The sequence below is a fragment of the Vibrio sp. Vb1574 genome, assembly GCF_033338675.1.
Genome location: NZ_JAWOTC010000022.1, coordinates 37,324 through 52,740 on the forward strand (window position 1 = coordinate 37,324; position 15,417 = coordinate 52,740).

At 41.9% G+C, this 15,417-nt stretch carries 13 protein-coding genes; 8 read left to right on the forward strand and 5 right to left on the reverse strand.

The window, feature by feature from the left end:
• Positions 1–325: 325 nt before the first annotated feature.
• The 7 genes from metA (at position 326) to R7O12_RS14620 (ending at position 10,437) form a co-directional block, all read left to right on the forward strand.
• A complete protein-coding gene (metA, locus tag R7O12_RS14590; protein WP_005377792.1) occupies positions 326–1,267 on the forward strand; it encodes a homoserine O-acetyltransferase MetA in 942 nt (313 codons plus the stop codon).
• Between the two features lie 179 nt (positions 1,268–1,446).
• On the forward strand, positions 1,447–2,172 hold the full coding sequence (gene pilW / locus R7O12_RS14595; RefSeq protein ID WP_017820928.1) for a type IV pilus biogenesis/stability protein PilW: 726 nt from the start codon (positions 1,447–1,449) through the stop codon (positions 2,170–2,172).
• Positions 2,173–2,439: 267 nt separating this feature from the next.
• Positions 2,440–3,369: a phosphate/phosphite/phosphonate ABC transporter substrate-binding protein gene (locus R7O12_RS14600; RefSeq protein ID WP_005385723.1), complete on the forward strand. Its 930-nt coding sequence runs from the start codon at positions 2,440–2,442 to the stop codon at positions 3,367–3,369.
• Positions 3,369–5,525, forward strand: a complete 2,157-nt coding sequence (locus R7O12_RS14605; protein ID WP_213874441.1) for a GGDEF domain-containing phosphodiesterase — start codon at positions 3,369–3,371, stop codon at positions 5,523–5,525. The genes R7O12_RS14600 and R7O12_RS14605 overlap by 1 nt, the downstream gene beginning before the upstream one ends.
• A 156-nt stretch (positions 5,526–5,681) precedes the next feature.
• Positions 5,682–8,858, forward strand: coding sequence for a response regulator (locus R7O12_RS14610; RefSeq protein ID WP_080773706.1), 3,177 nt, complete (start codon positions 5,682–5,684; stop codon positions 8,856–8,858).
• 9 nt (positions 8,859–8,867) lie between these two features.
• Positions 8,868–9,344 (forward strand): hypothetical protein, encoded by a 477-nt coding sequence (locus tag R7O12_RS14615; RefSeq protein ID WP_318126073.1) that lies wholly within the window; start codon positions 8,868–8,870, stop codon positions 9,342–9,344.
• 1 nt (position 9,345) lies between these two features.
• Positions 9,346–10,437, forward strand: a complete 1,092-nt coding sequence (locus R7O12_RS14620; protein WP_047100672.1) for a hypothetical protein — start codon at positions 9,346–9,348, stop codon at positions 10,435–10,437.
• Between the two features lie 150 nt (positions 10,438–10,587).
• Here the strand turns inward: R7O12_RS14620 and R7O12_RS14625 are convergent, their stop codons facing one another.
• The 4 genes from R7O12_RS14625 to R7O12_RS14640 form a co-directional block, all read right to left on the reverse strand.
• A complete protein-coding gene (locus R7O12_RS14625; RefSeq protein WP_005377799.1) occupies positions 10,588–10,899 on the reverse strand; it encodes a hypothetical protein in 312 nt (103 codons plus the stop codon).
• A gap of 204 nt (positions 10,900–11,103) precedes the next feature.
• Positions 11,104–11,538, reverse strand: a complete 435-nt coding sequence (locus tag R7O12_RS14630) for a DUF962 domain-containing protein (protein WP_005377800.1) — start codon at positions 11,536–11,538, stop codon at positions 11,104–11,106.
• Positions 11,539–11,657: 119 nt separating this feature from the next.
• Complete coding sequence (locus tag R7O12_RS14635; RefSeq protein ID WP_017633985.1) at positions 11,658–12,011, reverse strand: MmcQ/YjbR family DNA-binding protein; 354 nt, start codon at positions 12,009–12,011, stop codon at positions 11,658–11,660.
• A 23-nt stretch (positions 12,012–12,034) separates the two neighbouring features.
• Entirely contained in the window at positions 12,035–12,517 is a 483-nt protein-coding gene (locus tag R7O12_RS14640) for a MarR family winged helix-turn-helix transcriptional regulator (protein WP_017633984.1), read from the reverse strand.
• A 110-nt stretch (positions 12,518–12,627) separates the two neighbouring features.
• On the opposite strand from R7O12_RS14640, the gene R7O12_RS14645 reads away from it, so the two are divergent.
• A complete protein-coding gene (locus R7O12_RS14645) occupies positions 12,628–13,515 on the forward strand; it encodes a DMT family transporter (protein WP_017820923.1) in 888 nt (295 codons plus the stop codon).
• A 132-nt stretch (positions 13,516–13,647) separates the two neighbouring features.
• On the opposite strand, the gene R7O12_RS14650 is transcribed toward R7O12_RS14645, so the two are convergent.
• A complete protein-coding gene (locus tag R7O12_RS14650) occupies positions 13,648–14,970 on the reverse strand; it encodes an EAL domain-containing protein (RefSeq protein WP_170893827.1) in 1,323 nt (440 codons plus the stop codon).
• Positions 14,971–15,417 lie beyond the last annotated feature (447 nt).

Here is a 15,417-nt window from a genome sequence, read left to right on the forward strand (position 1 = left end):
CGATGTTTCCAAATATGCACATTAATGCAAAATGGTGAGCTGATTGTTTTTAGTATGGCTCATTAATTTGAGACTTCCTTACTACGAAGTCACCTTCACATATTAACGTGATCGCATAATTACCAGCAAATAGTACACACTGCGTTTCAAACCTATCTCATCAGAAACTCTGCTTTAGTCACAATTGTGTGACAACCCCGAGTACGGTTTACCATAATGTAAAGAGTAGATTGAAAAGTCGGATTTCGTATCGACATCTAAACTTAATTAAGTTAGCTTTAGAAGTATAGACGTCTAGATTGACTATACTTAGGGAGAGAAAGTCGTGCCAATTAGAATTCCAGATCAATTACCAGCTACCGATGTATTAAGGACAGAAAACATCTTCGTGATGAGTGAAACGCGTGCAGCGAGTCAGGAAATACGTCCTTTAAGAGTACTGATCCTTAATCTGATGCCAAAAAAAATAGAGACTGAAACTCAGTTTCTGCGTCTACTCTCAAACAGCCCACTACAGGTTAACGTCGAATTACTGCGCATTGATAACCGCCCGAGTAAAAATACGCCAACTGAACATTTAGACACGTTTTATCGCCAATTTGAAATGGTGCGAGATAAAAACTTCGATGGCATGATCATTACTGGGGCTCCATTAGGTTTGGTGCAATTTGAAGATGTCATTTATTGGGATCATCTCAAAACCATCATGGAGTGGGCAAAAGATCATGTGACATCCACTCTTTATGTTTGCTGGGCTGCGCAAGCAGGGTTAAAGCTACTCTACGATCTACCTAAAAAAACGCGTAAAGAAAAACTTTCAGGCGTGTATCATCATCAAATCCATCATCAATTTCACCCTATCTTACGCGGATTTGATGACACGTTTTTGGCTCCTCACTCGCGTTACGCAGATTTTTCGCCTCACTTTCTAGAAGAGCATACTGACTTAGACATTTTAGCGACATCGGATGTCGCAGGTGTGTACTTGGCCACCACAAAAGACAAACGCAATGTCTTTGTCACAGGACACCCTGAGTATGATTCTCACACCTTACATAATGAATATATCCGAGATTTAAGCGAAGGTATGGAGCCCGCTATTCCTGTCAACTATTACCCAAACAACAACCCAGATAACCCACCAATTGCAAGCTGGAGAAGCCATGGACACCTCCTCTTTTTAAACTGGCTGAACTACTGTGTTTATCAGCAAACACCGTACGACCTCGATCACTTCAGTGAAGATGCTTTCACTAAAGACGATTAGCTTCAAAATAAGCAAACAAAGCACTCATCATTACCGAAATGTAATATGTGAACCAAGCCGCCATATGGCGGCTTTTTCATAACAGTTTGCAAACCTGATCGCATAGTGTTTTTTCCTCAATAGGCTTTTGCTAAGTAATTCATATCATGCAGAAAGATTCAGGGATGTAGGGATAAAGAATGAAAACAGCAAAGCTCGGTGCACTAATATTATTGTCTCAGTTTGCACTCGTGGGTTGCGTGACGGTGAAAGAAGATGGAAGCCCTGTCGTTAAAGCCGATCCTGTGGCAATGGCAGAATCACGTATCGCACTTGGCTTAGGTTATTTAGACGGCGGTAACATGATTCGCGCGCATGATAACTTACAACAAGCCTTAAACCACGCACCTCAATACTATCGCGCGCAATTATCTATGGCTCACTACTACGAAACGGTTGGTGAAGATATTAAAGCCGAACAGATGTATAAACGCTCTCTACGCCAACACACTAAAAACGGAAATGTGCTCAATAACTACGGTACTTTTCTTTGCAAGCGAGGTGACTTCGAAAAAGCCGATCAGATGTTTAATCGAGCCATTGAGCAGCCTTATTACTACCTTATTCCAGCAAGCTATGAGAATGCAGCTTTTTGTGCGCTAAAATCACAAGATAAAGACAAAGCGAGATACTACTTTACTAGAGCTATCGATCATGACCCTCATAGACCAAAATCGATTTTGCAACTCGCTAAAATAGAAATTGATAGCGGTGATTATACTGAAGCTAGAATTCGATTAATGAGATTCAATCAAATGTATGGCGTGAAGAAGCCCTCTTTGCAACTCATGATTCAACTTGAACGTGCAGCAGGCAATGAAGCTCTCGAGAAAAAGTATCAAAAACAATTGGAAAAATTTTCTTAGTACAAAATAGCGATACATAAGGCGCATTAGCTCACAGCCAATACAGCGCTTGACCAAGAATCCAGTGAATTCAGACTCACGGTGATACATTCATCCTGTACATAAACGTCAAATTCGGTACTATTTGAACGGAATAAGTGACCAAGTCACATTATAAAAAGTGCGCACACAACGAAATTTGTACATCATACTGTTTTTAAGATTGATTTCGGCACATTGATAAATACTAAATATTACTGACATGCACCAGAAGGAAGTTGAAGCCGGATGAAACCTGCCTGCACTCTGTTATTACTCACTTTGCTGAGTTCACCTTTTGTTGTCAGTGCACAAGAAAATATTGAGAAAACATTCACGTTTGGCATTGTGTCCAATAAAGCCCAAAGCAAAATCAAAAAAGCGACGCCCCTTACTCAGTATGTAACTGAAAATATGGCTGAATATGGTTACGCAAAAGGGGCAGTAAAGGTATTTAAAAATTATCGTCAGCTCGCGGTTGCGCTTGAAAATGGCACCGTTCAAATTGCAACGGCGACCCCCTTTAATGCGATGACCTTAGAAAAGGAGTCTAATAGCCAAGTTCTTGCTATACGATGGAAAAAAGGCCTGCAAAAATATCATACTGTGTTCTTTACTAATAAAGAGAGTGGGATTGAGTCACTTTCTGACCTGCGCGGAAAAACGCTTGTTTTTGAAAAGCGCACGTCTACCAGCAGCTATTACCTACCTGCGATTACATTGCTGAATCACGGAGAAAAACTGCAATACCTTCCCTCTCCTGATGACAAACCGGCCAAAGACAGTATTGGTTATTTATTCCTTGATGAGCAACTCGCTCAGTCAAATGAAATCAACCTATCTGTATGGGTATATAAACAGAGAGTTGCGGCAGGAGCATTCAGTAACTTCAACTGGAACAATCCCAAAGATTTGCCAGAGAACATGAAAGACAAACTAGCGATTTTTTCTCGTTCTGTTGAAATACCCAGGGATTTGATTCTCGCTTCTCCAAGCATGAGCCTAGAGCAACAGCGTAAAATCACGTCCATACTGCTTGATATGGATACAACTCACGAAGGCTCTCTCGCACTTAAAAAGTTTCAGAACACCAAAAAATTCAGCGCACTTACTCCAGAAATGCGAGCCTCCTTAAGTACAGTGCGCAAGTCAGTTCACTTGTTACCGAAGGTGGATTGATGTTTCAAAAGCTCTCACTCGAAACCAAATACATTTGCTCGACAATGTTCGTTGTCTTGTTTGTTGTGGTGATAAATCTTGCGTTATACATGCACGGTTACGATGCGTATTCAAATAGCTTAACTCAACAAATCACGAACAACTCTCAAGAAAAAACCGAATCTTACGTTAAGCAAAAAGGGTTGGTTTATGCAGAGCTATTATCAAAACAGCTTTTTGATCCACTCTATACAGACAATATCAGTCAAGCGTATGAGCAAATTAAGGCAACATTGAGCCAGCCAGATGTCTCGAAAATACATGTTGTTGACAATGAAGGGCTAATCTTTCACGACGGCACTACTCAGCTAAGGATGTTTGCCCAACCCCATTACCGCTCTCCTTTTATTTTGAAAGCAATAGAAGAATCCAGAACTCTCGTTTCCTTTTCCAAGCATCAGTTGGAGATCGCAGCGCCGATTCAGCAATCAAATATTACTCTTGGGGCGGTGTATCTTGAGCTTAACTTGATACATCTACTGGAAGAGAAAGAACAGAACATTGAACAAGTCCAAGCGATTACCTCAAACGATAAACAGAAGATGTTTAACTTGCTGCTAACGATCAGTGGGATATCCGTTCTATTCGGTAGCATCATCGCTTATGCTTTGGGGCGGTCGTTAACTAAGCCACTCAAGCAACTAAAAGATCAATTTTCAGAGTCAAATACCCAAGCGCTGCCAGTCACCGACATACAAAGCAAAGATGAAGTGGGAGAACTTATTTCGGCGTACAACAAAATGTCAAACAAAGTGAACCGATACACCAGCCGAGTTGAGTTCATGGCATACCACGATATTCTGACTTCCCTGCCAAACCGAGAAAAGTTACTCATTGATATTCAAACGCAAATAACTGACCACAAATCCCCCTCACTCGCGGTTGTGTTTATTGACTTGGATGACTTTAAGCACATTAACGATAACTATGGACATAACATTGGGGATAAATTGCTAGGCCATCTTGCCTCAGAGCTTCAAGGCCGTTTGCCGAGTTATTTTAAGCCGCTTTACCGCCTTTCGACCATCGTAAGTCGAGTAGGTGCGGATGAATTTGTACTGGCCTTTCCGTGCTCGGACAATCATGAAGCTAGAGAAAAAGCGAACGATATTCATCGCCAACTACTCTCTCCCTTTAGTTTGGAAGAGAACGATATTCAAATTACGGCAAGCCTCGGAATTGCTGTGTATCCAGAATTTGGTTCAAACGCTGAGTCTCTTTTACAGCTTTCCTCTCTTGCGGCGCAGGAATCTAAAAGACGCGGTAAAGACATTATGACGATATACGATTCCACGTTTGATGAAACGATTAAACAACGTTTATACATAGAACGAGAACTGCGTCGTTCAGTACGTGACTTGTCTCAATTCGAGCTGTGGTATCAACCACAATTTGATCTAAAAACCTATCGCCTAATTGGGGTCGAAGCATTGGTTAGGTGGAATCATCCCGAGAAAGGTTATATCAGTCCAGAATCGTTTATCCCGATCGCAGAGCAAAGTGATTTAATATTGGAGCTTGGAGAACATATCATTGAGACGGCAGTTGCTCAGCGGGCAATGTGGGCAGAACATTTCGGTACGGATTTTCACATCGCATTAAACTTGTCCCCAAGACAAATCTATCGCCAAGATTTAAGTCAATTATTTTCTAAGTATTTACGACGACATGATGTCGCCCCTCAAACCATTCATGTTGAAGTGACAGAGTCACTTTTTATTGATGATACAGAGAAAGCTCAATATGTGCTTAAAAAACTACAAAGTATCGGAGTGGAAGTTTGGCTAGATGACTTTGGTACGGGGTATTCAGCCCTTGCCTACCTACAACATATGGCTTTTGACGGGCTCAAGATTGATCGTTCATTTATCGCTCAAATCCGAAAAAGCGATCAAGACGATTCATTAGTTCGCGCGATTGTATCCATGGCTCACAACCTAAGAATGAAAGTAGTAGCCGAAGGCGTAGAAACTCAAACTCAACTCACACGAATGGAGTCTCTCCACTGTGACGTCGTACAAGGCTTTTTCTTAGGTAGGCCTGTACCAGCTGAGGAATTGATTGCATTTGAATACCAACGAGGGAGTGGCGCTCAAAGCGTCAATCACTTTGCTTAGAACGCCGTTTTGTTAACTATTGCCGCTTAGCGCGTTAGTACTCGTAATGCAATATCGGTCACACTTCCCCCACCTCATTAATATGAATTTTCTCTTAAAATCTAACATCTGAGATAAATAAACTACACTTTTCATATCAACTTCTTGGATATGGAAATGCGCGTGGTAGGAATCTTTTCTTGGAACAACCTGTCGGTAAAACAAAAGCTATTTGGGTTGGTTTTGCTGCCAATTTTATTGTTGCTTGTCCTCGCGGGTAAACATGTACAAAGCCTTTCTATCCAGGCTCAGGAACTACAAAAAGCACAGTTATTCTCTGTCTACATCGACCGCGTATCTTCGCTTTATCACCTACCGAATAACCCTGATGTAATAGATAAGCAACTAAAAACTCAGCAGATATCTCAATTGTTACGCGACACCGCTGCACCAGTATTCGGTGAAAACGCTGAGATACTAAACCAGTTGACAAGCTTTGAGGAAGCAACCCTCTCGATGCTCTCTTCGCAAAATCAAGAAGAAAAGTTAGATGCGGCAGAGTGGCGCGCTGATACGTTCAAAGAAATCCTCATGAGCTTAGACAAAGTCTATTTTAGAAATGTGAGTTATGAAACAAACACTCACCTTTCTTCTTTGATGCAACTTGAATGGTTGATGTTCTGGTCCACTGAAGAACATAGATTAAGCGAATATTTGATTCGATCTTCAGAGGAAAATAACGAGTATGACCTCACAACACAGGCTTCTATCCAATCTTTAATCCAGAACCAACAACTATTTCTAGAGCGTTTTGTGACGCTAAATGCCAATCAACAACAAGTAGATCTGCTCATTGAGACGTTTACGGGTGAAGTCTTTATCAAAAGCCAAGAGTTTCGTGCTTATTTATTGCAACCAGCTCAACTCAAATCATTAACCCCGGATGAGATTGATGCGGGGTTATCTGCACTCAACAAACGCTTATCGTTATTACAAAGTGTTGACGACAAAATGGAACAGCAGCTGAGTGATGATATATCAAAGACAATCAACACGACGACACAGCACCGCTTTACCTTTATCGCAATGATGAGCCTTTTAACGCTGTTGGTCGTAAGTTTAACGCTAAGATTGGTGCGAAAAGTTACTGGAAACTTGAATCTAGTCCTCAAATTTCTCAGTAACGAAAGCAATGAACAAAGTAACACTGAAAATTCACCTCTTGCTCAACTAATAAAGGGTAAAGACGAGCTGAGTAAGTTTGCTCGAGAGGTAAAAAAGCTTAGTGATGAGCGGATGTTGTCCAGACTAAAGCTCACACAAGCTAAAGAAGATGCAGAACAAGCAAAAGATGATGCAATTAAGGCGAGTAAAGCCAAAAGTAGCTTTTTGGCCAACATGTCCCACGAGATCCGCACGCCGCTAAATGGCGTTATTGGTATCTCTGAAGTCTTATCCGATACTTCCCTGACTGCCACACAACGCGATTACGTCGATACGATTGAAACCTCCTCCCAACTGCTTTTGAGTTTAATTAATGACGTTCTAGACTTCTCAAAAATTGAATCTGGGATGTTGCTCATTAGCCCACATTCAACTTGTGTTCGAGAGTCTATCTATGACATTGCTTCTATCATTTCACCGAAAGCAAAGGAAAAAGGCATCGATGTGCAAGTCAACATTAGCCGTAACACGCCTTACCACGTAATGTTGGATGACCATCGTATACGCCAAGTTGTCATGAACTTCATGTCTAACGCGGTAAAATTTACCGAACAAGGCAGTGTAGAGCTATCGGTCATCACCCGCGAAATAAAAAATGGTGAAGCGGTCATCGAGTTTTCCGTTAAAGATTCTGGGATTGGTATTGATGCCCAGCAGCAAAAGAAAATATTTGCTCCATTTGCCCAAGAGGATAACTCTACTACCCGACAATTTGGGGGAACTGGACTTGGGCTTGCCATTAGCACGCAATTAGTTGAGCTAATGGGTGGAGAAATTCAACTTGAATCCGAGAAAGGTAAAGGCAGTCGCTTCTTCTTTGAACTAACTGCTCCTGTTGTGACGCAAGAGTTTAACGCTTATCACGCTCTGAATCACAACGACATATGGATTGTATGCAGCAGTACTCAACTAGAACAAAAACTGCGTAACGAGTTAAGTTTTTTCAACATCAATATAACGCAGTCAGTAGATACCTTAAGTGCGTTGCCAACGTGGATTGATAACGAGCGCGTTATCGTTATTCATGTAGAAGGATCACCAAATGCAGCGGCGATGCATATCGATGAGATAGAAAGCCTTTGTAAACGAAACATTCGTGTCTGCCTCATCAAGCACCTTCATAGCCCACAATTCGACTTTAGAAGCAGTATCAGCGCCTTGGTCACTCAGCCACTACTAGGGCAGCGCTTAATTAAAGCACTTGAAAGTTGTGCGGCAAATTTCTCGCACGCACAACAAGAGAGCATTTCAGCGCAACATGTTAAATCTTTGCCGAAAATTTTGGTCGTTGATGACAATACGGTCAATCAAAAAATCGCGGGGCTACACGTCACAAAAGCTGGCTTCGACTTTGATGTCGCAGTAAACGGACAAGAAGCGGTTGAGAAATTTCAACAGAATCAATACAGCCTAATTTTAATGGACTGCATGATGCCCGTAATGGATGGATTTGAAGCCACCCAAATAATTCGTCAAATAGAAGTAAAAGAAAAACGCGCTTTCAGAATTCCGATTATTGCTCTAACGGCAAGTGTGGTCGATGACGATATACAAAAATGCTTTGACGTTGGAATGGATGACTATGTGCCCAAACCGTTTAAAGCAGGGTTGCTTAAAGAGAAGTTAGATAAGGCAATTGGGTTACGTGTTTCCAACACGACGCCTGCTGAACCACACCAAGAGAACACTACTCTCGATACAACTCATAAACTACCTGCGAGTTCAGAGCAACCAGAAGCAACGGTAACGCCTATTCGCTCCGAACGTATCTTGCTTGTCGAAGACAATAGAGTGAACCAGAAAGTGGCTTCTCTATTGCTATCTAAAGCAGGCTATCAATTCGAAGTCGCAGAAAACGGACAAATTGCAGTCGAAATGTTCCAAAAAGATGGAAAGTTTGATGTTATTTTGATGGATTGCATGATGCCCATAATGGATGGGTTTGAAGCTTCTAGGCAAATTAGAGCTTATGAAGCGAGTAAAGGATTAGCTAAGACGCCCATTATCGCATTAACAGCAAGCGTCGTTGATGATGATATTCAACGCTGCTTTGATTCAGGAATGGATGCCTACGTACCAAAGCCTGTGCGCAAAGAAAAACTGTTGTATCAAATTGAACAAGCAATGTAGGTGGATTCTATGAGTAGAAATCATTCTCGCGTTGCTTTTCCTTTGCGTTACATAAAACGCTATCTGTTTATTCTGATTGCCCTTCTTTCATTAGATTGCCAAGCTCTCGCTGCAGAGAGCTACGCCGTTTTCTCATTTAATGACGAATTCTCTCCGCTCACTGTCAATAAAGCGCGAAAGTTGTACAGAGGGAAGACGCAACTTTTACAAGGCCAGCGAATTGAACTCTCTGACTGGCCTGCGACATCAACAGAAAGAGCTGAGTTCTATCGTTATCTTCTCAACAAAAATTTAGCGCAAATGAACGCGCATTGGGCAAGCTTGTCTTTTTCAGGTAAAGCTAGACCGCCAAAAGTGATTGCACGCTCCAGCATTGATGACCTCATAGCATGGATGCAAGAGAAGCCCAATAGAATTGGTTATGCCCCAACATCGAGCGTCCCTAGTAATGCTCATGTTTTATGTGTGGTTAGCTCGGAGAATTGATATGAAAAAATATTTAACCATGTTATCGCTGAGTATCGCGACCTTTCCGAGCTCAGCCACGATTGAACTAACAGAACAACTTTCTTTAAGTGGTTTTGGCTCTACTTCGTGGGCAAAATCCGATAACCCAACTACGTTACTAGTTAACCGCTTTATTGGCGATGAATCTTGTTTCGATTGCGATACCACTTTCGGCATGCAGCTCGATTATTTTCACAAGGCATTTCGGGCATCCGCACAAGTCGTAAAGCGCCCGCAAGACCATTGGAGCTCGCCTCAGCTCGAGTGGGCGTATTTGGCTTATACCTATCAAAACATAGAAATACGAGGAGGACGCTTAAGACTGCCACTGTTTTTGATGTCTGAGTACAACTATGTCGGCCACGCTTTTACCCAAGCCCGCCCACCGAATGAGGTATATGACAGCATTCTAGGTATCACGGCTTATAACGGCCTATCTGCACGCTGGATTCATGACCTCAATGAGCAAGTCGTACTTACTGCCATGCCGTTTGTCGGGTTTAAAGACAATAGTGACGTAACCATCAATGAACGTACTGAATTGGAAATTGAGTCAAACAATACTGCAGGGATGAACTTAACGCTAAGCGGAGAGAGCTATCGTTGGAATTTTTCCTACCTCCACGGCGATTATGATCAAACAACGACGCTCTCTAACATTGAGCAGTCCACTCCCGGTGGCGGAACCACAATCATTGACCGTCTAGTTGAAACAGAAAAAAACAACACGATCGATCTGTTCTCTCTAGGGTTAAGATACGAGCTCGATAACATTGTGATTATGGTAGAAGGACAGACCAGCAATCTTTCCTCATCTTGGTACGCGACAACAAGTTATAATGTAAACAAGCTGACTCCTTATATTGTTTACGGTCAGCAGTTTAATAGTCGGGATAAAAAAAGTGGAGACAGTTTCTTACTCGGATTGAGATACGACCTAGATTACAACGTTTCCCTAAACGCAGAATGGCAAAGGTTCAACGCCTACAATAATAGCTCTGGCGCGTTTTCATCAGCCCCAAAGGATGACAGTGCGAGCCTTTATACGCTAATGCTCAACTTCGTTTTTTAATGTTTCTTACAGTACCAACTTCCACAACACTGGGGGCTGTTTGTTGTATTAAGAAGGCTTTTTGCAACACGTAACTAAACGCTAAACAACTGGAAGGGATAGAATCGATCAGATAGGTAAGTGGCAATCCAAACAGAGACAAAGGTTACTCTATTTCGGTTTATTTTGATTGCCTTTTAACCGCTTTTCTTTGCGTCGCAGTGCCCGGAAAAACTTTGACTCTTCGTGGTACCAACCAAGGACACTAATTGGAAAGCCCACGAGCATCATAATAAAAACATCCGCTGGGAGTTGTTCCCAAATGTCGCTTAAAGAATGCAGCTCTCCAAAAATGAACAAACCGATGACTTTACCAAGCAGTAATGCACAACAAATCATAAAGAAGGACTTTAATATATAGTGCCATTTGCCTTTTTTACGCTCTTCTCTCCAATAGGCATATTTATATTGTCGATCGTACATTCATCCCCCCCTAAAGTAAACTTGCCGTAAGTTTAAGCATCTCGATAGCGTAAAGTGCGTTGGCACCTCTTTAATCATAGTGCGTATCTAAAGTGAATGCTTGTCGTGGCAATAAGAAGGAGAGGTATTCTGTAGTAAGAGCTACATAATCTCTGAACGTTATATGTCTTGTGTCATTCGGATGATGCCTGATTTTGCTTATCGCTAGTGTTTTCTGAACACCCAAATCGGGCCGATGAGTAGAAACTGTAAATCCTCAAAAAACGACGGTTTTTTACCTTCAATCTTGTGACCGATAAATTGCAATATCCACAATACACCAAACAAGAGCATAGAAATATGCAGAACGGGCAACATCAATACCTCTAGAGACCAAATAAGGCCAATGCACGCTAATGTGTAGCCGATCATCATCATGAATACGCTCAGAGACAAACGAAAATAGAAAACCCAAGTGGGGATCACCGCTACCCAAACCCAATTAAGTTCGAAGCCTAATAATGAAATCTGGGGAATCGACCAAATAAGTCCAACCACAGAAAGGTAAATACCTGGAACTGCGATTGTGTGAATCTTTTGGTTGATAGGGTTTTGGTGACTCTCACCATATTCTTTTAGCCATTCAGATAATGCTCGCATATCATTCCCCTTTTCCACCTTCTTATTCTTATATAGCTCGAGGATGAAAAAGGTGCGAATTTTTCCGTAAAGGCTACGAGCAACGAGCGACAAGACAACAGAGGCCAGTGCGTTGCCGATTACTCACCAAGCAACGCTCGTTGTGCTTTCGGCAGCTTGGCAACGACAAGAGCATAAGAGCGTTCACACAAATCTTGAATCAACCCATCCTCGACATCACCGTTAAAATAAACCGTTATCCAATGACGCTTATTTAAGTGATAACCCGGGATAATATCCGTAAACTGCGACGTTAAGACTTCTCCATCTTCTGGTTTTACTTTTACGCTGACATACTCCCGACCGTTTCTCTCTGCAATGATGGCAAACATCTTGCCTTTGATTTTGTATACAAGCGCTTCAGGCCCAAATGGGAAATCACTTTCTGCACACATGAAGGTACTTAAGTATTGTTCTAGTTCTTTGCTTTTCATATCCCCTACCTCCTTCTGCGTTCTCACTCAAATTGTGGCAATAGCAATTTTAACGCCTGGTTAACCTGCTCTTTTTCATTGCCTTCTAAACCATGCAATAACGATTGCTGAACGTCTACATGCTCCAAAATTAGCTTGTCAATTAAGGTTAAGCCTTGCTCTGTTAGTTCAACGGTGACGCTACGTCGGTCTTCTTTGCTATGGGTTCTGGTAATAAACCCTTTCTTCTCTAGTTTATCTAAGCGATTGGTCATCGCACCCGAAGTGAGCATCATTGACTCTATTAACGCTGAGGGAGTAAGACAATATGGTGAACCAGCTCGACGCAGTGTCGCTAACACATCAAATTCACCCATTTTCAGATCGTACTTCTTATGTAGCTCGGCGACCCTAGATTCCATGTGTTTTGCAATTCGCATTAGTCGACCCATTATTGCCATCGGTTCAGTGTCGAGGTCTGGCTTCTCCCTAGCCCACTGCTCTACCACTCTATCAATTGCATCCATTATTTCTCTCCAAACATCATATATTTTTTATTTTAACATAAAGATACTTTACAAAAAGCCACCTTGCCGATATCGTTACATTTAATTATCTCTACATAAAGATATTTAACATGAACATTTTACTTGCGATGATTCCTGCCTTTTTTTGGGGGACGACTTATGCTGTTACTCAGTTTACTCTACCGGACTGGCCTCCCGTTTTACTTGGTGCTCTAAGGGCACTGCCTGCGGGTCTTTTGTTGCTGGCAATAAAGCCCTCGTTTCCAAAAAGAAGTGAGTGGAAAGTGCTGCTTGTTTTAGGAACCATCAACATCGCTTGCTTCTTTGGTCTCATTTTTGTCATGGCGTTGACGCTTCCTTCTGCCATCTCTGGTGTTGGTATGGTTTCGGTCCCCGTTTTTGCGATGCTGTTTGGTTGGGCGGTCTACAAACGTCAGCCTAGTGGCATTCAAGCGATAAGCGGCGCAACTTTGATTGCTTTAGCTTGGTTCTTATTTGATCCTAGCTCTATTTCTCTCGAACCCGTGGGCTTACTTGCGATGATCTCCGCCATTATGTGCATCGTGATAGGAAGTAGCGTAACAAAGTCACTAGGTACAAAAATGCACTGGTGGACAGTGCTAACATGGCAGCTCATTTTGGGTGGCGTGATTATGTCTATCGCAACAAGTGTGCTGGCGATAAACAATCCAGAGCCATATGTTACGGTCGTTCAGGACGTATCCATGACGAATATTCTAGGGTTACTGTGGGTAGTTATTCTGAACACCGCATTAGGGTATGGCATGTATGTATGGTTATTACAGCGGATGTCGGTCGTAGATTTTACCTTTGGTGGTATTGCAAACCCAGTCGCAGGCATTGTTTCGGGCCTACTGCTATTGGGGGAAACGTTCACTCCTCTGCAATACAGCTTAATGCTAGGAATGATCGTAATGTCATTACTACCTCAGCTCATTACGTCAATCAAAACGAAAAGAGCCGCACTCTCCTCCTAAGTAACGTTAATTCCTAACACTCTAGGAGTAATGAGAGTGTTAGGAATCCTCAAGTGTGAGCCTACCAGCAGAAATCAGCGCTAACCTAGGCAACTGGCACCTTTAAAGCGGGATGTTATGACGTTATGGCTATTAAGCACTTGCAAGGTTAGTCAGGGGCTCTGGTTTAGCGTAAACATAACCTTGAATAAGGTAAATCGCATGCTGAGCCAGGTATTCGACTTGAGCCTGGCTCTCTACACCTTCTGCAATCATCTCACATTCCGCTTTGTTCGCTGCAGACACAATTGAGTCCAGCACTTTCAATTTTTGGTCGTCAGATCCTATTGGATCAATGAACATCTTATCCACTTTTAGACATCGGATGCCCAAGTCTTGTAGATAAGAAAAGCCACCATATCCGGTACCAAAATCGTCAATTTTGAACTTGTAGCCTTTATTCGTTAAATACAAAATCTCTTTTTTCGCGGCCTCAGTGTCTTTTACTGGTATTCTCTCGGTCAATTCAAAATGAATTCTATTAGAGATTGGCCAATTTAACTCCGACAGCAACTTCGTTAATACACCTGACTCTAAATGGGAGGAAACAATATTGATGCTGACCCACGTATGCTCGGGTAAGTCACTTAAGTCTTGTATGATTTTACGAATAAGCTGATTGGTCATCGGGATAATCAGGCCACTTTCTTCTGCAGCACCAATAAACATATTTGGTGGCACCATTCCATCACGTCGCGACCATCGAATCAGAGCTTCATATCCTACTGTCTTACCATCGCGACTATCGACAATCGCCTGGTAGTAAGGAATAAATTCTGCATTACTAATCCCATTTTCAATTAGACCTGTAATGGATTTTCTCAAGCTTTTACCAGATATGTATGCAAAGGCAGTCACAAGACCAGCAAGCACACTTACAAGACCGCCCCACAAAAGTACTCTTTCCTGAGCATAATTTTTAAGTTTTTCACCGCTGAATATCTTGATGAGCATGTTGGCTTGAGACTCTCCTGAAAAGAAAAACTCTTTTGAGAGTGCGTTTTCTTCTCCTGCAATATTCGCTTTGCCACGGCTTATCGTTAAATCACCAAATATTGGTTCATCATACTTAAACTCTACAAATAGGCAGTCTTTGCAAGGCGTTTTTATTACCTCGTTAACCCAACTGTTATCAAGTACCCAGAAGACTTCAACGTGTTCATTATCATAAATGACCATCCACTCTATTTGGTCATTCTGTTGCGGCAAAATGAGTGATGCGAAAAAGTTCTCATCCATCTGAAATCGTTCACTACTAGATGGGCGAGACACTTCACTACCAACCGTGGAACACGTTTTTCCGCCTTCTGTGGTCATCGCAATAAAACGAATGTAACGGTTATAAAAACGTGGGTCGCGTAAAGTTCTTACATCACTATCACTACAAGTAAAATCTAACTGAGCAATCTGCTTCACTATTGCTCTGTCCAAATAGGCAGACCTTTGATTTAAATATTCTACGTAAGCATCTATTTTCGACGCTTTTACCGAGTTGACGTAAAAGTTGGTTATCGAATGAAAGGCCACTACAAATATGGCGATGGGAACTAAGCCGAGTAAAATGGCATACCTTGTATTCTTTGTTATCAAAGTTCGTCCTACTAATCTGACAAGCAACCTAAGTGGGATATGAATACTATCTCATTTTTATAGTCCAAAAAGTGAGGAATGACGCTCAATAAAATTATAGACTCAAGTGGCTTTCAGATGTCGGGATTTAGAATGCGAGCACCAAACCACATTCGAGGAGAACAAAGTAACGACTAAGTGGAAAGTAAGAACGAGCCCAATTGTTAAGTCATCCGTAATAAAAGTGACGACTTGGAGCTTGAGCAATACTTTTTAGATAGGCAGCAGATACGC